The following is an 18896-nucleotide window of genomic DNA, read 5'->3' as shown; positions in this document are numbered from 1 at the left end:
GAAACATCAATGTCATTAATCTTGCTTAAACACAACATTTCCTTTTTTATCATACACTTTCCAACCACTACGAGTGTATGCTGTAATTAGAGAAGAGCGTTGTCTCATTGCATTATTTCCTCTGCTTATCATTTCTGGATAGTGTGATGATACCTTGCCATATTTTGCCATATCAAAAGGATTTGCTCTTTTTAAGGTATCAACTAATTTTCCCAATACGACCCCTTGGTTATTTAATAATGCTTTGGGATAGTCGGTTCCTCTTGTTTTTCTATTTATTGTTTCAGCTACAAGCAAATCATTACTGATTTCTGTTACGTATGAATAATTTGTAGGAATTAATTTTTTGGAATTAATATCATATATGTTCACTCGTCTGTGTTTGTAAATACGCAATCTCTTAGGACTTAAAGTAGAAATTTTGGAATAGCGTGGTTTTAATAAAATATTTCCATTCAGATCCATTAAGCCAACTTTACCGCGATAATTTCTAATTTCATAAAATGAGTTATTATCTTTTACAAACTGAATATCATCGATCTTTTTCATCGGTTTTATTAAAACATTACCATATAAATCAATTAAACCTGTTGAATAATCACGGGTAGTGACAATAAAATACTTATCAGAATTAAGAAAAATATCAGAAATATATAAGTATTTTTTGTCATAAACGGTTATATTTCCGTGTAGATCACCTAATCCAGTTATGCCATCTTTTTCAAAAATAACATAGTTTTTACGTATATATAATCTGTCATAAATAGGTGGATAAATTATGTTGAAATTAGGATCTAAAGCCCCTTTTTTGCTACCTTTTTCAATATAAATATAACCAGAACGATCACGACTAATATGGTCGTATTTGTAATCTACTACTTGTTCTGCATTTACATTAAAAAGACCATATAAACCATTTTTAGATACAGCAAGATAATTATCGAATGATTTAGCATTATCATAATCTGTGACAAATACTTTACCTTGGCTATTCATTATTCCTTTGACTTTATCTTTTTCAAAAAGAAGGTAATGTTCAGATAATGCTTTTAAATTATCATAAATGGGTGCTAATAATGGCTCTATTTTATTATGTTGGAAGAGATAAGCACCATATTTATTTTGTGGTGTTTTAACTGTAATAATATTCACTTTTTCAGTTGCTTTCGGTGAATCAATCTCTGTATATTTCAGTGGAATAATATCATTACCATTAAAATCTATAACACCTGAAAGTAATGTATCATCTTTATATTGTTTTATCTTTATATAGTTCTTCCAATCTTTACTAAATTTTATATTCTCAAATGTACGAAGAATGTTATGTTTATCATCCATTAAATATACTTTATTATTTCTGCTATAGACAAAAAAACAGTTTGATGAAAGAGAATAAAAATAATCACCATATTTGACAGAAAAAATATCTTCTCCAAGAGTATTAATAATACCATTACCTAAATTTGGTTTTGTAACTGAAAAAAGATGTTTTCCTTCAAATTCAAAACTAGTCAAATAAGAAAATTGTGTGTTGACTATAATTTCACCTTTATTATTACCAAAGCCCCATAGCTTGCCTTTCCTGAATGCAACAAAATCTGAATAAAAGATCTTAATATCATCATATTCTACGGGATAAATAAGTGTTCCATTAGCATCCAACACTCCTTTTTTACTCGTATAATGGTCAACATTACTTATTATAAAAAGGTCTTCGATACGCCGTATTCTAGGATATTTGAAGCCTGTTATTTCCTTATAATACTTATTTAAAAAGCCTTTTTTATCGCTTTTTGTCACTTCGGCAAAATCACCACGAAAATACTCAATTTTATCGTAGATAAATTCTGTCAATTTTTTACCTGTTTTATCAATAAGCCCTAATTTTCCATTCATTACGGCTTTTAATACATTTTTATTCAAATCACTTTCATTGCTACAGCCACACGAGAGTATCCGTATCTTGTCATACTTAAATGCTGATAATTCCTTTCCTTTTATATCAAGCAATCCCCAAAATTTTGCTTTTTTAACAGCTAATAGATCTTCAGAAATCCAATAAAAATCATCATATTTAACCTCAGTTAAAGGCTTCCCTTGCATATCCATTAAACCATATTTATGATCTTTTTGAACAATAGCAACCTTATCCCAATAAAAATCCACATCATCATAAGGCAATGAAATAGGCTCAGCGAGCACTGTGGTTGCCATTACTAACCAGAGTAATAATAATTTAGGTATAAGTAGATATTTTTTCATTGTTTTTCTCTTTGGTGAATTTTGTTGAAATATTACCACTAATGGGATCTACAAGATTTATTTAGCACTATTTTATTCGTAGGAACGTATTGCATACGCTCCTACATACAAGAAATTAAATGAATTAACCCGCTAACGCTTGCTTTTGAGCTTCAAATAATTGCTCGATTCCATCTTTAGCTAAATCTAATAGTGTTAATAATTCGCTATGAGAAAATGGTTCACCTTCTGCGGTGCCTTGCACCTCGACAAATTTTCCACTTTCAACCATTACAACATTCATATCGGTTTCTGCATTAGAATCTTCAATATATTCTAAATCGCAAACAGCTTTATCATTGACTACACCAACAGAAATTGCAGCTACAAGGCTCTTCATTGGGTTGGTTTTCAATTTTTTTTCTTCAATTAATTTATTTAACGCATCTTGTAATGCAACTGCGGCACCTGTAATTGCAGCAGTGCGAGTTCCACCGTCTGCTTGAATAACATCACAATCAACGGTAATAGTACGCTCACCTAAGGCTTTTAAATCCACAACAGCACGTAATGAACGACCAATTAGACGTTGAATTTCAAGGGTACGACCACCTTGTTTACCTTTTGAGGCTTCTCGCTGAGTACGAGAGTGAGTGGCTCGAGGAAGCATTGCATATTCAGCTGTTACCCAACCTTGCCCTTTGCCTCGTAAAAAACGAGGAACGCTTTCATCAATAGAGGCATTACATAATACTTTGGTTTCACCAAATTCAATTAATACCGAACCTTCTGCATATTTGGTATAATGACGTGTGATTTTGACTGGACGGGTTTGATTTGCTTCACGATTATTCGGACGCATAAATTCTCCTAAAAACTAAAAAAGTTGACCCATTTTAGCAAATAACCAGTACAATGTACGATAATTCTAGATAAATAATCGAAGCGGTACGATTTAAGTGAAATTTTGCAAATTTTTAAAAGAATCTAACCGCTTATATAAAGGAAATTAGCAATGATTTATAGTATGACAGCATTCGCACACCTTGAAATTAAAAAAGAATGGGGCAGTGCAGTATGGGAACTTCGTTCCGTCAATCAGCGTTTTTTAGATACTTATTTCCGTTTACCTGATGCATTTCGCCATTTAGAAATGACGTTGCGTGAGCGTTTAAAAGCCAGTTTAACACGTGGTAAAGTGGAATGTAGTTTAAAAATTGAATTAAATAATAGTCAGAATAATGAACTGGCACTGAATCAAGACTATGCGATCCAAGTGATCAATTCATTAAAATGGCTTAAAGAAACGGTTAATGAAGGTGATATTAATCTTGTTGATATACTACGCTATCCTGGTGTTGTAGATAATACGAATCAAGATTTTGATCAAATTGCTGATGATTTATTAGTTGGATTTGAACAAATTTTAGTTGAGTTTATTGCAATGCGAGGACGTGAGGGTGAGAATTTACATCAGTTGATTCAACAGCGTTTAGAAGCGATTTCAGTTGAAGCTGAAAAAGTACAACAGCAAATGCCAACGGTATTACAGTGGCAAAAAGATCGTTTACAGCAGAAATTTGATGAGTTAAATTTGCAACTCGATCCACAACGTTTAGAACAAGAAATGGTATTAATGGCACAAAAATCTGATGTGGCTGAGGAGTTGGATCGTTTACAACTTCACGTAAAAGAAACAACAGCAGTGTTAAATAAAGGTGGCGCAGTAGGGCGTAAGCTTGATTTTATGATGCAAGAATTAAACCGAGAAGCGAATACGTTAGCCTCTAAATCTATTAATGCAGACATTACCAATTCAGCAGTTGAATTAAAAGTATTGATTGAGCAAATGCGTGAGCAAATCCAAAATTTAGAATAGAGTTAAGCTTATGATTTATTTGAAACAGTATAAAGTGATTGAAATTGAAGGGATCGATGGAGAGAAATTTCTTCAAGGTCAACTAACTTGTGATATAGCAAAATTAGATGTTGGCAAACAAACGTTAACCGCACATTGTGATCCTAAAGGAAAAATCAGTGGATTATTCCGTTTGTATCGAGTGTCAGAGCATACATTTTGGGTGATTATTCATCAAAGTTTGTTACCTGAAGCTTTAGAGCAGTTAAAAAAATATGCAATTTTTTCAAAAGTGACGTTTACAGAAAAAACAATGTTTATTTATGGTGTAATAAATACGGAGAATTTTGCAAAAATTGCACAAAATCATACCGCTTGTACTCTTGAAGAAAAGACACCTCGTCATATGATTTTAAGTGAGCAACCACTTGAGGCAGAAGAGAATAGTGAACAATGGGAATTATTGGATATTCAAAATGGCGTTCCTATTTTATTACAACAAAATCGACTGACTTTTATTCCTCAAGCCTTAAATTTGCAATGTATTGAGCAAGCAATCTCTTTTAAAAAAGGGTGTTATATTGGTCAAGAGATGGTGGCACGGGCAAAGTATCGAGGTGCCAATAAAAGGGCTATGTTTACTTTAGTTGGAACGGCTTCTTCCACAACAGAATTACCAGAGATTGGGACTGCGGTTGAAATGCAATTAGGTGAAAACTGGAGAGCAACAGGAACGATCTTACAAGGAATAATTGTAGAAAATCAACTTTGGATACAGGCAGTTTTAAATAAAGATATTGATTCTGAAACGCTGTTTAGAGTTAATGGTGTGGAATTAACCCTATTCCCACAACCTTATTTATTAGAGAATTAATATGAAATATAAATGGATTTTATTTGATGCAGATGAAACACTGTTTTCGTTTAATTCTTATTTGGGATTAAGCAGGGTACTGAAGCGCTATGATATTGATTTTACAAAACAAGATTATGAGGCGTTTCAAGCTATCAATAAACCACTATGGATTGCTTATCAAAATAAAGAAATTCAAGCTCAAGATATTCAAACTCGTCGTTTTGAAGCTTTATCAAAACAGACTGGGCAACCTGCGTTACAGTTAAATAAAGAACTGATGAATGAAATGGCAAAAGTAAGTGTGCCTTTACCAAATGTGGAGTCAATGCTTAATCATTTTTATGGAAAAGTAAAAATGGGTATTGTCACAAATGGTTTTACACAGTTGCAGGAGACTCGTTTAACCAATACCAATACTAAGCATTTTTTTGATTTATTAGTGGTTTCAGAGGAAGTGGGTACGCCTAAACCAGATGTGAAAATTTTTGATTATACCTTATCTAAAATAGGTAAAATCGATCATTCAGATGTGTTGATGGTGGGAGATACGCTTGCTTCAGATATTTTAGGAGGATATAACGCAGGATTTGATACTTGTTGGTTTAATCCTCATAATCATATCAATGATACGCAAATTAAACCCACCTATGAAATCAATGATATGCTACACCTCATTGATATTGTGAAATAAGAGCTTAAAATGAAACTCATACAGCTTCGCTATATTGTTGAAATTGTAAATCAGAACTTGAATATTTCCGATACAGCCAAAGCACTTTATACTTCACAACCAGGTATTAGTAAACAAGTACGTTTGTTAGAGCAGGAATTGGGTATTAATATTTTTGAACGCAATGGTAAGCATTTGAAAGGCTTGACGGTTGAAGGGGAAAAAATAGTAAAAATTGCACGGGAAGTATTGGTTAAATCTGAAGGCATTAAATTAATTGCAGAAGAGAAAACGCAACCGAATAAAGGTGTGATTAGAATTGCGGCGTCTAATACTCAAGCTCGTTATGTATTACCTAATGTGATTACCGCTTTTAAACAGAAATACCCTAATATTAGTATTCACCTTCATCAAGGTTCTCCTATCCAAATTTATAGTGCACTGCTTGAGAATGAAGTTGATTTAGTGATTGTAACTGAATCTCAGAATCTATTTGATGGGGTTATTTTATTGCCTTGTTACCTTTGGAATCGCTCTGTAATAGTAAAAAAAGATCATCCTCTTGCAAAATTTGTGAACCAACCGAGTGCTTTGACAGTCAAAGAGCTCAGTAAGTATGATTTAATTACTTATACCTTTGGTTTTTCAGAAAATTCTGATCTTGATAATGCCTTTAATCAAGCGGGAGTTTTACCTAAAATTGTATTTAGTGCAACGGATGCTGATGTGATTAAAACCTATGTTCGTTTAGGAATGGGAGTGGGAATTATGGCATCAATGGCATATACTGAGCTTGATAAAGATTTAGTGGCAATTAATGTACAACATTTATTTCAAGCTAGTATGACGCATATAGCATTTAAAAGAGGAATGTTTTTACGTCACTATTTATATGATTTTATTACTGAATTTTCACCACACTTAACTCGCACTGTGGTAGAAAAGGCAGAACAATTACGAGATAATAATAGTATTACTCGATTATTTGAACACACTCAATTAGAGGAAAAATAAATGAAACTATGGACGACAATTAAATATATTGCACTTGGAAGTGTTGCCTTTAGTTCAATCGCAATGGCAGAAGATTTTCGTATTAAGTATACTTCAAATTATTTAATGCCAGCTTATGTTCATTTTCAAAATGATGATAACCAGTATAGTATTAATGCAAAAATTAATATTCCACTATATAGCATTGTTTTTTCATCCAGTGGTTTAAAACATCAAGATCGTTTTGATATGCTCAGTTATCGAGATTTACGCAATGGTAGTATTTATGCTATCAGTGAAATTGATTCAAAAACCGTTACTTATGGTAGGGTAAAAGAGGGAAGAGAGTTAAATGTTGTTCCATTAGCATTGCCTATTTTTGACTTATTTACAATGGCCTACCAATTAAGTTATTTTGATAAATTACCTAATAGTTTTCAAATTACGAATGGTAAGAAAATTTATCCAATGAAAAATATATCGGTTAAAAAAACAGTTAACAATATCACTAAAAATAAATCTATTTTTAAAGAGATTACTTATAAATTTAAGACGGGTAACAAAGATATCACTGTAAAAAAATATGCGAATGAAAAATTCCCTCGTTATATTTCTTATAATAGAGATGGTGATAACTATAAATTAGAATTTGATGGATTGGTAAAATAAAGAGTTATACAGCTAAGTCATTGAATTATAGCGGTAACATTTGTTAAAGAATTTGCAAATTTTCAGTCATTATTTTTTAAGCCTCTTCCTGTAAATAGGAAGAGGTTTTGACTTTTTATACTCCCTTAAATTGAAACTAGCACTAAAATAGTATTGTACCGTTGGTTAGCTTGTTAAAGCACGGTTACTGAGCTTGTCGAAGTATAAGTGCTTTTTTCCTACATCTCACCCACCTTTCGACAGGCTCAGGAACGGAGTAACAATCTTATTCTAGATTTAATTGATTACTTATAAAGAAAGTTGATTTTCTGATGCGTTATCGTACAACCAGTTAGCCAGTAATACATAATCCGCCAAACTCAGGTTTTCTGCACGAGCCTGTAAATTCATTCCTAGAGATTCTAATTGTTCTGCTGTAAATAATTGAGAAAGCGAATTTCTTAATGTTTTACGGCGTTGATTAAATGCCTGCGTTACTACTCGACTTAAATAACGAACGTCTTTTGCAGGGTAGGGTAGTACAGTGTAAGGAACAAGACGTACCACCGCAGAATCCACTTTTGGAGCAGGTTTAAAGGCAGAAGGTGGCACTTCTAAAACTGGCATAATTTGGCAGTAATATTGTGCCATTACCGTTAAACGACCATAGGCTTTGCTATTTGGAGCAGCACATAAGCGTTTAACAACCTCTTTTTGCAACATAAAGTGCATATCTTGAATTAAATCGTGAAAAGTTAAGAGGTGAAAAATCAAAGGAGTAGAAATATTATAAGGTAAATTACCAAATACTCGAATGCCACAGCTTTCTTCTAAATTTAACGATTTAAAATAGTCACGAAAATTAAAATTTAAGGCATCTTGCTCAATCACCGTCAGTTTTTGATTAAGAAATGGATGATGACGTAAACGTTCTGCTAAATCACGATCAAGTTCGATAACTGTTAATTTATCGACTCTTTCAGCCACAGGTTCAGTTAATGCTCCTAATCCAGGGCCAATCTCTAATAAGAAATCACTGTTTTGAGGGTGAATCGCTGAAACGATATTGTGAATAACATTTTGATCCTGTAGAAAATTCTGCCCAAAGCGTTTTCGAGCAGTATGACCTAAGTGTTTTTTTGAATGAGATGATGACATTATGTTCCTAAAATCGAATAAATAAAGATAAATTAAAGCTATTATAACGTACTAGATAAAAAAAGCCTCTGAAAACAGAGGCGTTTAATATTATTTATCACTAATATATTCAATTCTCGCATTCTTTCTTAACGCTTTAACCCAATCTTTGGAATACTCTCTTGCTTGTTTTTCAAAAAGTTGTCTATAGGCTTTTTGTAAATAGACTTCTTTAGTCGTATCTTTTTGACGAGTATCCGTTACTTTTAAGATATGCCAACCAAATTTAGATTGAAAAGGTGCCGAAATCACGCCTAATTTACTTGATTTGATACGCTTAGCAAAACGAGGATCGTAAACATCAGGGAAATTCCAACCTAAGTCACCACCATCGGCAGCAGAAATATAATCTAGCGAGTTTTCTTCCGCCGCTTTTTCAAAAGTGATACTTCCAGCATTGATTTGTGCTTTGAGATCCATCAGTTTTTGCTTAGCTTGAGCATCGTTTAAAATAGGATTTGCTTTGATCAATATATGGCTGATGCGATACTGTTTCGCAGTCGCATTTTTTAATGATCCCTTTGTTTTCGCTTTTTCTAGCATTTGTTTGGCTAGTGCTTGAACATCTTTAGGATCGACTTTGACAGATTTACCAATGGTGACTTGACGTACTTGATCCATCAACATTTGATCCGAAATTTTTTGCGCATAGTCAGTGAAAGAAATTCCTTGATAGTCTAATGCATCGAGTAATTGACCATAAGTAATACCATTCTGCGCAATAATATTTTCAATGACTTGATTTACTTGTTGATACTCAATATGCACACCAGAGTCTTTTACTGCTTTTTGGATGAGATAATCATCGATAGTCGCTTCAAGTGCTTTTTGGTGATTTGAGTGTCTATTCATATGACGCTTGACTTGACTCTCCATAATCATATGATCATCTACTAATGCAACAACACGTTCTTGCGCCATTGCAAACTGATTAGTGGCAAGTAGCGTTACAAGTGTTACAAGAGACGATTTTACAAAACTAAATTTCATTATAAATTCCTTTCATTATTCTTTTTTTAATTAAGCTGAACCATTGGAGTGATATACAGCTAAAAAGTTCATTAATCTTTATGTTTTATCAAGATTAAGACGCTTGGATCTTTTTAATAATATTTGAGGTAGAGCAACCATCTTCAAAATTAAGCACTTTAACGTCGCCTCCATTTGCCCATACTTCTTTACTACCCGCAATATCTTCTGGGCGATAATCTCCCCCTTTTACTAATAAATCAGGTAAAATTTCACTAATTAAGCGTTGAGGGGTATCTTCCTCAAAGGGAACGACCCAGTCTACAGAGGAAAGTCCTGCAAGTACTGCCATTCGAGCATTCAAATCGTTGATAGGACGATCTTCGCCTTTCAAACGTTTAACGGATTCATCGCTATTTACAGCTACAATTAAACGATCGCCTAGCTTACGTGCATTTTCTAAATAAGAGACGTGACCTGGGTGAAGAATATCAAAACAGCCATTGGTCATTATAATTACTTCACCACGTCGTTTGATTTGAGAAATAGTGGATTTCAACTCTTGTTCTGTCATTATTCCGAAACCTGTTTCACTGCGATGATGAATAGCGTGTTCCAATTCCGTTGGTGTGAGAGTTGATGTTCCTAATTTACCGACTACTACACCCGCAGCGGCATTAGCCAGATAACAGGCTTCTTCATAAGAGCGTCCGTCAGCAAGGGCGGTGGCGAGGACACTAATCACCGTATCTCCCGCACCTGTTACATCAAAAACTTCTTTAGCAAGGGTTGGTAAATGATAGGCCTCTTGATTTGGACGAAGTAGTGTCATTCCTTTTTCGGAGCGAGTAACAAGCAGAGCAGCAAGATCGTAATTGGCAATTAATTGTAACCCTTTTTCAACGAGCTCTTCATCAGTTTTACATTGCCCCATAACAGCTTCAAATTCCGTCATATTTGGAGTTAACAGAGTAGCGCCTCGATAGCGTTCAAAGTTTGTACCTTTAGGATCAACCAATATTGGAATATTAACTTTACGAGCAATTTGAATCATATTTTGAACATCATCTAAGGTACCTTTACCATAATCCGATAAAATTAATGCACCATATTCAGCAACCTCATTAGTCAGTTTTTCTAATAGGTGTTGACTGGATAGATTGTGAAAATTTTCTTCAAAATCTAAACGTAACAGTTGTTGATGACGAGAAAGCACACGTAATTTAGTAATGGTTGGGTGAGTATCTAATGTAACACAGTGATTTTGAATATGATGTTTATTGAGTAGTTTATCTAAGATACTACCTGCCTCATCATCACCTACTAAACCGTGCAGAGTAACGGGAACATTTAACGCAGCAATATTCATTGCGACGTTAGCTGCCCCTCCCGCGCGTTCTTCAAGGTTTTGAACTTTGACAACGGGAACAGGGGCTTCAGGAGAAATTCGGTTGGTTGCACCAAACCAATAACGATCTAACATAACATCACCAAGGACTAAAACCTTAGCATTTTTAAACTGAGAAGAGCATTGCATCATCATAATAATTATTACTTATATCTAAAAAAACAACGTTGGATTTTATCATATTACTTAATAGAGTGAAAACAAGCGGTATCATTGTAGTAAAAATTTGCAAATTTTATACAAGATCGTACTGCTTCATTCACACTATTGTCTAGCTAACCTGTAATTTTCAGGAACAGCTTCAAAATTAGAACGGAATGGATTAATGTCTAAACCACCTCGTCGTGTATAGCGAGCGTACACCGTTAATTTTTCAGGTTGCGCAAATTGCATTAAATCACAAAAAATACGTTCTACACACTGTTCGTGGAACTCATTATGTTCACGAAATGAAATAATATAACGTAATAATTTTTCACGATTTAATTTTTTACCTACATAACGAATTTGTAAGCTACCCCAATCAGGTTGGTTGGTAATCAGGCAGTTTGATTTTAATAAATGGCTCACTAAAGTTTCTTCACAAACCTCACCTTCAGCAATATCTTTTAAATAAAGATTAGAGAATTGATAGTCACTGACTTCAATGGATTGTTCATCAATATTCTCGCCTTCAAATTGAGCGATTTGTTGTTGATTATAATCGGATAATTTGCGAATTTTAACTAAGATCTTACCGCTTGCACATTGACTAAGATCTGTTTGCAACCTTTGTTCAACCTGTTCAATAGAATCAAATTTAGTTTGATTAAAACTATTTAGATAGAGTTTAAAACTTTTTGATTCAATTAAATTTTCACTCTTAAAATCAAGCCAAACATCGGCAATTGCAACCTGTGGAATGCCATTGCTATTTAACCAAGAAAGTTCATAAAGCGTCCAGATATCAGATCCTTCAGTGAAAGGTTGTTTTTCAGTGATCCCAAGCTGATCACGATTTAGCTGTCGAGGTACAGCGTGAAGTAAGTTAGGATCGTAACAACTTTTATAGTCAGTGTCTTGACCAAGAGTTAAAGCAGAAAGTGATTTATCATTATAGTTCATTTATTATTATAATTTTACCTAAAAAGAAAAATACCCTCTTCCATTTGAAGAAAGAGGGGAGAGTGAAAGATATTACACTGTAGAAGAGAAAGTGTATATTATTTTGTACCAAAAATTTTATCACCAGCATCACCAAGACCTGGGATGATATAGCCTTGTTCATTCAAGTGACTATCAATAGAGGCGGTATATAATTCAATATCTGGATGAGCTTCTTCGAGGGCTTTAAGTCCTTCTGGAACCGCAACAAGTACTAATACTTTAATATTTTTACAACCAGCAGCTTTTAAAAGATCGATAGTCGCAATCATTGAGCCACCTGTTGCTAACATTGGATCAACAACGATAGCAAGGCGTTCAGCAACATCATTTGTTAATTTTTGGAAATAAGGGACTGGTTCTAATGTTTCTTCATTACGATACATACCCACAACACTGATTCTAGCACTTGGCATATGCTCAAGTACTCCATCCATCATACCTAAACCAGCACGTAAGATTGGCACAACTGTGACTTTTTTACCTTTGATGCGATCAACTTCAACATCACCATTCCAACCAGAGATAGTCACTTTTTCTGTTTCTAAATCAGAGGTGGCTTCATAAGTAAGCAGGCTTCCAATTTCTGTTGCAAGCTCACGGAAATGCTTAGTATTAACGTCAGCAGCACGCATTAAGCCTAATTTATGTTTTATAAGTGGATGTTTTACTTCAACGATTTTCATATGAACCCCTTTGGTTAGAAATTAAATAATACTCGATCGGATATTTTAACAGATTTTTTGATACAGAGGGGAATAAAAAATATAAAAAAAGCAGAGATTTCTCTCTGCTTTTGAAAACGAAAATATAGAATTAACGTTTTGAGAATTGTGGACGACGACGTGCTTTGCGGAAACCCACTTTTTTACGTTCAACGCAACGAGCATCGCGAGTAACGAAGCCTGCTGCACGTAATGTTGGGCGTAAAGACTCATCATATTCCATCAATGCACGAGTGATACCATGACGGATCGCACCTGCTTGACCAGAAATACCACCACCTTTAACAGTAATGTAAAGGTCTAATTTATCAGTTAATTCAACTAACTCTAAAGGTTGACGAACAACCATACGTGCGGTTTCACGACCAAAATACACGTCTAAAGAACGGTTGTTGATCTCAATTTTACCGCTGCCCGGTTTGATAAATACACGAGCTGAAGAGCTTTTGCGGCGACCTGTGCCGTAGTTTTGATTCTCTGCCATTTTCTTTGCTCCGTGATTAAATGTCTAAAACTTGAGGTTGTTGTGCTGCGTGGTTATGTTCTGACCCTGCATACACTTTTAATTTACGATACATTGCACGACCTAAAGGTCCTTTTGGCAACATACCCTTAACCGCAATTTCAATCACAGCTTCTGGACGACGTTGAATCATCTCTTTAAAGGTAGCTTGTTTGATGCCACCAATATAGCCAGTGTGCCAGTAATAGATTTTGTCGCTTGCTTTCTTACCTGTTACAGCCACTTTTTCTGCATTGATTACTACAATGTAATCGCCTGTATCCACGTGTGGAGTATATTCAGGTTTGTGTTTACCACGAAGACGGCTAGCTATTTCAGTCGCTAAGCGACCTAAAGTTTTACCTTCCGCATCTACTACATACCAGTCACGTTGTACTGTTTCTGGTTTTGCTACAAAAGTTTTCATTAATTTAATACCAATATTTAATAGTTATTAACCCAATACTCAAAATGAGTATTACCTAGTAGTTCAAATATAACCCCTTCGAGCTCATTTAAACAAAACTTGCTTGGCGGGAAAACCAAGCAAAAACAGGGTTTGCTAATTGTACAGATGTTAGGTGTAAAACTCAATAAGTATTTTAGTTTGTGGAGGTGATTAGATTTAATGATTAAATCGTCGCTAACGCATCACGGGTTTTTAATAGTGGACGTAAAATATAATCAATAATTCTCATACTTCCTGCTTCTAACTCTGCTTCCACCACCATCCCTGTACGAATGTCTAATTTTCTGGCTCGCCATTTGGCTAAGGAATCAGGGTTAATTGCAATGGTTACGACGTAGCTTAATTGTCTGTCGCGTCGGTTTTGATCTGGTACAGTATCTGCCCCTATCTTTGTGACTTTTCCTAATAAGGTACCGTAAATACTATAATCATAAGCTGTTAATTTTAATGAGGTTTTCATATTTAACACCACATAACCAATATCTTTCGGTGCCACTCGGGTTTCCACTAAAATTGTGCCATCATTAGGGACGATTTCTAAAATAGTTTGTCCTGGGCGTACCACGGCACCTACCGTAGAGAAAAAGATTTGGTTAACTGTGCCTGATGACGGTGCTCTTACAATGGTGCGTTTTAATTGATCTTTCGCTGTTTTAATTCTTTCTTTTAATAAAGAAATTTCAGAAACAGCTTTTGACATTGTTTCTGCCTGCTCTTTATAACGAGTGCTCAAAAAATTATCTAAATCGGCTTGTAATTTGGCGAGACTTTGTTGTGTATTGAGAAGTTCTACGGAAGACACCGCCCCACCTCGATTAAATTTTTTCAACTTATTATATTCTTGTTTTTTTAATGCAATTAAATGTTTCAAGTTGCGCTGTCTAGATTGTAACTCTTTTAAGCGAGAGGATAACAATGCCTGTTCACTACTGACTAAATCAGGGTATTGTTTTAAGTATAATGCGGGTACGGTAAGTTTTTCCGTGCCATTAATTTCGTGCTCTAAGCGTAATTTTCTTAAGGTATAAGTGGCAATTTTCTTTTCCGATTCTTCCACTAAAATTTGAAAACGTGTTGGATCAAATTGTGCCAAAATTTGCCCTTTTTTAATATTATCTCCTTCTTTCACATAGAGAGCGGTTAGGATACCTCCTTCAAGGTTTTGTACAATCTGTGTTCTTGCTGCTGATACCACTTTGCCACTGGCTCTGACTACACGTGCAAATTGTGTTTCATAAGACCACATAAGCAAAGCAATTAAAAACAGGGAAATCAATAATAAGAAAATTTTACTTTTCTTTGGTTGATGTATTTCCTTACTTAAATCACGCATTTGTTTATCCTTTTTCGTCTTTTTTATTGTTGTGAAAATGTGTAAATTTTTAATCGAATGTAACCGCTTGTGTATATATTATTCTATCCCTAATACAGCATTACAAATCAATAGGTTATGAACCATTCTCTTTTTTCTGAACCTGTTGAATTCGCTGTAAAATCTCATCCCTTGAACCATCGGCAGTGATTCTGCTGTTGGAGATAACAATAATACGATCCACCAATTCCAATATCGGCATTCGGTGTGTCACTAAAATCAATGTTTTGTCCCTTGAGAATTGTTTTAAGCGTTGAATTAACCGTGCTTCAATATTCGGATCTAAACTGGCGGTGGGTTCATCTAACAGTAAAATGTTATGTTTACCCAATAACATTCTGGCGATTTGTACGCTCTGTTTTTGTCCTACGGATAATCCAATACCGCCATCTTTAATGGGTAAATCAAGACCGTGAGGGTGAGAGCTCAGCAATCCACCTAGCCCTGTTTGTTGTAATACATCAATAATCACATCATCGCTGATTTCAGTATCATCAAAGGTGATATTTTGGCGTAAGGTGCCATTAAAGAGATTCACTTCTTGGGTAAAATAATTAATGTTACGGCGCAAGTCTCTTTCTGAGATTTGTCGCATATCTAGTCCATCGCACTTAATTTCCCCTTTTTGAGTAAAATACAGTCCTGATAGAAGTTTTAATAAGGTGGATTTGCCTGAGCCATTAGGGCCTAAAATGGCGACTTTTTCCCCTGCTCGTATGGTTAATTTACCAATTTGAATTGCAGGATCGACCTCTTTTTCATAGCTATATTCGACATTTTGCAATGATAGATGTCCTTTTAATTGCGGACGGCGTAACTTTTTCTGAGTGATAGGATCGTCTTGCTCGCCTTGTGCGATCGATTCTAAGCCTTTTAACGAGGATTTTACTTGCGCCCAACGGATAAAGAGTGAGCTTAAGCGAGTCATTGGGGCAAGGGTACGAGAAACCAAAATATTTAAGGCAATAATGCCCCCCATTGTCATTTTACCTTCAAAGGCGGCATAGGTTGCAACGGTGATAGTAATCACATAAGCGAGTTGTTGCATACTCATTGCCCACTGGGTTAAGGCATTGACAAGGTAACGTTGGCGTGTGGAGACATTGGCATTAATCACATTAATATCGTTCCACTGTTTTTCAAAAAAGCCGTAAGATTGAGTGACTTTAACACTTTCTAAATTATAGGCAACTTCATTACACAGACGATTGGCCGCACCGTGTGCCCCTTGTGCGGATGCCACTATACGGCGCATTTTTCCTCGAAAAATAAAAGCCGGTAAAATCATTGCAATACTTGCGAGTATCGGTACCCAAACCACATTCCCCCCAATTGCATAAATCACAAATAAAAATAAAAACGCAAAAGGAATATCGACTAAAGAGCCAACTGCCGCTTCGGTAAAAAACTCTCGAACAGAAGCAAATTCTCGCATCATTTGGGTTAAATAATTAGGCGGTGGCGTGTTGGCTGATAGACGTAACCGCAGTAGATGACGTAATAAAAAGCCATTGGTGGTTAAATCGACACGTTTACCACTGTGATCTAATAACACTGAGCGTAACGTCCGTAACACCGCTTCCAATCCCATTGCTAATAACACACCAATCAATAATGCCCACAGGGTTTCCTCTGATTTATTCGGTATGACTCGGTCATACACTTGCAATGAAAACAGAGAGGCGACAATGGCTAATAAATTGGCAAAAAATGAGGCGATTAATACACGAGTAAAAATAGGGTATTCTTGATTAAAGACACGCCAAAACCAATGTTTTTTCTCTGAGTCGATCCCCTGTTCATTATACATTCGGTTGATGTTTTTACGGATCAGCAAGACCTCATCCTCACATACCGCTAAAAAGGTTTTTAGGGGTAAGGTGATATTAACCCCCGTATCACTGGCAACAATCACCTGTTTTTTGGTTATTTTAAGTACTGTGGCAAAGTGATTATTTTTAAGTTTCACGGTGACAGGACACTGCAACTGTTGAAAATGTGAGAGGGATAAGTGACGTATTTGTAAATTAAGTTGCAACTCTTCTGTCAGAAACGCCGTGTTGGCGAGAGCATCAAAGCTGTTTACACTTTGAATATCACTGAGTACTATCCCTACACCAATTTGAGCAGTTTGAAGAATTACTGCCTGTTGCAGGGGTAATTGCCAGTTGTGTTGTGTCTGTTTATCTTGCATTTTGTCATATGTTCCGTTGCTAGTTTACCGTGGAGACCTCGCCTATGAGCGGGTCTCCATTTTGAGGTAAATCATTGATTATTTGACTTGTTGGTTACCTGCGGTAATTTTGATTAATTTAGCGTTTAAGACCATCAGTTCTTTATCCACATTTACCAATTGTTCTTGTGCGTTTAATAGGGTGCGGTAGGCGCTGATCATATCGCTGATGGAGGCTTTAGCGACTCCAATTTTTTGACGGTATAACATTAAACTGCGCTGACTGGCGTTTTCCAATTGGCGCAACTGCAGTTGATTTTGTTTTAAGCGTTTGGTTTCTAGTTGAATACGTTCACGCTCAGTGGCTAAATTTAAGCGAGTTTGACTTAACCGCTTCCGTTTACTGCGATAATTTGCCTCTGCCACACTGATATTGGTATTACTGGCAAAAATAGAGGTTGGTGCGCTTAAGGTTAGATTGGCTTGATACACTTCTTCATTGTCACTGTTATACCCTGCACGTCCCTCTACGGCGATTTTAGGGTAACGTTCGGCTTTGGCTTTAAGTAATTGCTGTTTTGCCGTTTGTACTGCCAGTTCCGCCTGTTTGAGGGCAATTGGTTTTCCAACGGTGCTGAATACTCCTACCATTTTTGCTAATTTATCAATGGCAGGGATAGCGTTTAAGGTAATCGGGTCGCTTAATTTTGACGATAATAATTTTAAATTTAACTGAATTTCCACCTTTGTTGCATCTAGTTTAGTATTGAGCTCTGATAAACGTAAGTCTAATGCAAGGGGTTCTGATTCAGTAATTAGCCCTGCATTCAGACGGTTACTGGCATAATGCGCCAGTTGTTGCTGTTGTTTAATCGATCTGTGAATTAAGCGTTGTTTGGCTTGTAATGCGGCAATTTTACTAACGGAAATCAGGGTGTCAGCAATGGTGTTGCGTTGCTCTTGTAAAAGATCCAAACGGGATGAGAGGGTTTTCAGCTCGCCTTGTTGTTCAAGGGCGTTATTTAACCCAAAATCATACAGGGTGTAAGAGCCTGAAATACCTGCAAATTTATACCCATTTCCAGACACACTGGCCGTAGGACGAATATCGGGTAAATTACGGTTACGAATGGCTTCAGTTTCAAATTCTCGCTGTTCAATCACCGCTGGCAGAGGGGAATGCGCCATATTGTATTGTAATGCAGAGTGAATAATACGTTGCAACGCATTTTGAGAAGCAATAGGTGCAACGGGTTTGATTTTGGTAATGGCTTTCATTGTGGAAAGCAGTTTTTTAACCTCTTTTTTATTATTGGCGACCTGTGGTTGTGATTTAACGGTTAATTGTTTAGGGGGTTGTGTATGCGTTTTCTTCACCGACGCTGTGGTGGAAGAAGCAAACGAGAGTTTGCGAACAGTAAAGCCACCTTGTTTTTTAGGTAAGCTACAGGACGCTAACATAAAGACACACAGTCCATAGCTAAGTAATCGAATTAAAAGGTGATAACGAGATATTTTTTTAGTTGTTTTCATTTTGACAATCCCATAGAGTAAAAATGTGTAAATTTTTAATCACATCTACCCGCTTCATTGAAAGAATTTATGGTTGCATTCATTTTTGTTTAAGCTAATATGAAACTTGTATGCATAAACGCCGTTTATCCATACAAAT

General features: G+C 35.6%; 17 protein-coding genes. 5 read left to right on the top strand and 12 right to left on the bottom strand.

The features are described from left to right. Window positions 1-15 precede the first annotated feature (15 nt). Together A6B44_RS06325 and rph are read right to left on the bottom strand one after the other, a co-directional pair. A complete protein-coding gene (locus tag A6B44_RS06325; RefSeq protein ID WP_090919406.1) occupies window positions 16-2262 on the bottom strand; it encodes a WG repeat-containing protein in 2247 nt (748 codons plus the stop codon). A 124-nt stretch (window positions 2263-2386) separates the two neighbouring features. Further along, the gene (rph, locus tag A6B44_RS06320) at window positions 2387-3103 is read right to left on the bottom strand and encodes a ribonuclease PH (protein WP_090919409.1); all 717 of its coding nucleotides are present in this window, start codon (window positions 3101-3103) and stop codon (window positions 2387-2389) included. Window positions 3104-3256: 153 nt separating this feature from the next. On the opposite strand from rph, the gene A6B44_RS06315 reads away from it, so the two are divergent. From A6B44_RS06315 to A6B44_RS06295, 5 genes are read left to right on the top strand one after another with little or no spacing between them, the layout of a single operon-like run. Next, window positions 3257-4120: a YicC/YloC family endoribonuclease gene (locus tag A6B44_RS06315; RefSeq protein WP_090919412.1), complete on the top strand. Its 864-nt coding sequence runs from the start codon at window positions 3257-3259 to the stop codon at window positions 4118-4120. Between the two features lie 10 nt (window positions 4121-4130). Next, complete coding sequence (gene ygfZ / locus A6B44_RS06310; RefSeq protein WP_090919415.1) at window positions 4131-4973, top strand: CAF17-like 4Fe-4S cluster assembly/insertion protein YgfZ; 843 nt, start codon at window positions 4131-4133, stop codon at window positions 4971-4973. A 1-nt stretch (window position 4974) separates the two neighbouring features. Then, window positions 4975-5646 (top strand): pyrimidine 5'-nucleotidase, encoded by a 672-nt coding sequence (gene yjjG, locus A6B44_RS06305; protein ID WP_090919419.1) that lies wholly within the window; start codon window positions 4975-4977, stop codon window positions 5644-5646. Window positions 5647-5655: 9 nt separating this feature from the next. Next, the gene (gene cysB / locus A6B44_RS06300; protein WP_090919421.1) at window positions 5656-6639 is read left to right on the top strand and encodes an HTH-type transcriptional regulator CysB; all 984 of its coding nucleotides are present in this window, start codon (window positions 5656-5658) and stop codon (window positions 6637-6639) included. Next, window positions 6640-7287: a hypothetical protein gene (locus A6B44_RS06295; protein ID WP_090919424.1), complete on the top strand. Its 648-nt coding sequence runs from the start codon at window positions 6640-6642 to the stop codon at window positions 7285-7287. It abuts the gene before it with no gap. Between the two features lie 288 nt (window positions 7288-7575). Here A6B44_RS06295 and rsmA read toward each other — a convergent pair whose 3' ends face one another. The 10 genes from rsmA to A6B44_RS06245 all read right to left on the bottom strand — a co-directional run bounded on the left by rsmA (window position 7576) and on the right by A6B44_RS06245 (window position 18757). Further along, entirely contained in the window at window positions 7576-8424 is an 849-nt protein-coding gene (rsmA, locus tag A6B44_RS06290) for a 16S rRNA (adenine(1518)-N(6)/adenine(1519)-N(6))-dimethyltransferase RsmA (RefSeq protein WP_090919428.1), read from the bottom strand. Window positions 8425-8514: 90 nt separating this feature from the next. Next, a complete protein-coding gene (locus A6B44_RS06285; protein WP_090919430.1) occupies window positions 8515-9453 on the bottom strand; it encodes a peptidylprolyl isomerase in 939 nt (312 codons plus the stop codon). A gap of 94 nt (window positions 9454-9547) precedes the next feature. Further along, window positions 9548-10975: a bifunctional D-glycero-beta-D-manno-heptose-7-phosphate kinase/D-glycero-beta-D-manno-heptose 1-phosphate adenylyltransferase HldE gene (gene hldE, locus A6B44_RS06280; RefSeq protein ID WP_090919433.1), complete on the bottom strand. Its 1428-nt coding sequence runs from the start codon at window positions 10973-10975 to the stop codon at window positions 9548-9550. Between the two features lie 129 nt (window positions 10976-11104). After that, window positions 11105-11944 (bottom strand): NADPH-dependent 7-cyano-7-deazaguanine reductase QueF, encoded by an 840-nt coding sequence (gene queF / locus A6B44_RS06275; RefSeq protein WP_090919436.1) that lies wholly within the window; start codon window positions 11942-11944, stop codon window positions 11105-11107. A gap of 98 nt (window positions 11945-12042) precedes the next feature. Continuing rightward, on the bottom strand, window positions 12043-12669 hold the full coding sequence (upp, locus tag A6B44_RS06270) for a uracil phosphoribosyltransferase (protein WP_090919439.1): 627 nt from the start codon (window positions 12667-12669) through the stop codon (window positions 12043-12045). A gap of 130 nt (window positions 12670-12799) precedes the next feature. Next, entirely contained in the window at window positions 12800-13192 is a 393-nt protein-coding gene (rpsI, locus tag A6B44_RS06265; protein WP_090919442.1) for a 30S ribosomal protein S9, read from the bottom strand. Between the two features lie 16 nt (window positions 13193-13208). Then, complete coding sequence (rplM, locus tag A6B44_RS06260; RefSeq protein ID WP_090919445.1) at window positions 13209-13637, bottom strand: 50S ribosomal protein L13; 429 nt, start codon at window positions 13635-13637, stop codon at window positions 13209-13211. A gap of 205 nt (window positions 13638-13842) precedes the next feature. Continuing rightward, window positions 13843-15012 carry a beta-barrel domain-containing protein gene (locus A6B44_RS06255; RefSeq protein WP_090919448.1) on the bottom strand — a complete coding sequence of 390 codons (1170 nt, stop codon included), beginning with the start codon at window positions 15010-15012 and terminating at the stop codon, window positions 13843-13845. Between the two features lie 115 nt (window positions 15013-15127). After that, the gene (locus A6B44_RS06250; protein WP_090919450.1) at window positions 15128-17245 is read right to left on the bottom strand and encodes an ATP-binding cassette domain-containing protein; all 2118 of its coding nucleotides are present in this window, start codon (window positions 17243-17245) and stop codon (window positions 15128-15130) included. A 78-nt stretch (window positions 17246-17323) separates the two neighbouring features. Beyond that, on the bottom strand, window positions 17324-18757 hold the full coding sequence (locus A6B44_RS06245) for a TolC family protein (RefSeq protein ID WP_090919453.1): 1434 nt from the start codon (window positions 18755-18757) through the stop codon (window positions 17324-17326). Between the last annotated feature and the right edge of the window lie 139 nt (window positions 18758-18896).

Source organism: Pasteurella skyensis (assembly GCF_013377295.1).
Taxonomy (GTDB): Bacteria; Pseudomonadota; Gammaproteobacteria; order Enterobacterales; family Pasteurellaceae; genus Phocoenobacter; species Phocoenobacter skyensis.
Note: the sequence above shows the minus strand (reverse complement) of the source record. Positions and strands in the feature narration are given on the sequence as shown.

Excerpts from the sequence above, each read along its gene's own strand:
- A6B44_RS06325 (WP_090919406.1), bottom strand. The coding sequence starts at position 2,262 with ATGAAAAAATATCTACTTATACCTAAATTATTATTACTCTGGTTAGTA.
- rph (WP_090919409.1), bottom strand. The coding sequence starts at position 3,103 with ATGCGTCCGAATAATCGTGAAGCAAATCAAACCCGTCCAGTCAAAATC.
- A6B44_RS06315 (WP_090919412.1), top strand. The coding sequence starts at position 3,257 with ATGATTTATAGTATGACAGCATTCGCACACCTTGAAATTAAAAAAGAA.
- ygfZ (WP_090919415.1), top strand. The coding sequence starts at position 4,131 with ATGATTTATTTGAAACAGTATAAAGTGATTGAAATTGAAGGGATCGAT.
- yjjG (WP_090919419.1), top strand. The coding sequence starts at position 4,975 with ATGAAATATAAATGGATTTTATTTGATGCAGATGAAACACTGTTTTCG.
- cysB (WP_090919421.1), top strand. The coding sequence starts at position 5,656 with ATGAAACTCATACAGCTTCGCTATATTGTTGAAATTGTAAATCAGAAC.
- A6B44_RS06295 (WP_090919424.1), top strand. The coding sequence starts at position 6,640 with ATGAAACTATGGACGACAATTAAATATATTGCACTTGGAAGTGTTGCC.
- rsmA (WP_090919428.1), bottom strand. The coding sequence starts at position 8,424 with ATGTCATCATCTCATTCAAAAAAACACTTAGGTCATACTGCTCGAAAA.
- A6B44_RS06285 (WP_090919430.1), bottom strand. The coding sequence starts at position 9,453 with ATGAAATTTAGTTTTGTAAAATCGTCTCTTGTAACACTTGTAACGCTA.
- hldE (WP_090919433.1), bottom strand. The coding sequence starts at position 10,975 with ATGATGATGCAATGCTCTTCTCAGTTTAAAAATGCTAAGGTTTTAGTC.
- queF (WP_090919436.1), bottom strand. The coding sequence starts at position 11,944 with ATGAACTATAATGATAAATCACTTTCTGCTTTAACTCTTGGTCAAGAC.
- upp (WP_090919439.1), bottom strand. The coding sequence starts at position 12,669 with ATGAAAATCGTTGAAGTAAAACATCCACTTATAAAACATAAATTAGGC.
- rpsI (WP_090919442.1), bottom strand. The coding sequence starts at position 13,192 with ATGGCAGAGAATCAAAACTACGGCACAGGTCGCCGCAAAAGCTCTTCA.
- rplM (WP_090919445.1), bottom strand. The coding sequence starts at position 13,637 with ATGAAAACTTTTGTAGCAAAACCAGAAACAGTACAACGTGACTGGTAT.
- A6B44_RS06255 (WP_090919448.1), bottom strand. The coding sequence starts at position 15,012 with ATGCGTGATTTAAGTAAGGAAATACATCAACCAAAGAAAAGTAAAATT.
- A6B44_RS06250 (WP_090919450.1), bottom strand. The coding sequence starts at position 17,245 with ATGCAAGATAAACAGACACAACACAACTGGCAATTACCCCTGCAACAG.
- A6B44_RS06245 (WP_090919453.1), bottom strand. The coding sequence starts at position 18,757 with ATGAAAACAACTAAAAAAATATCTCGTTATCACCTTTTAATTCGATTA.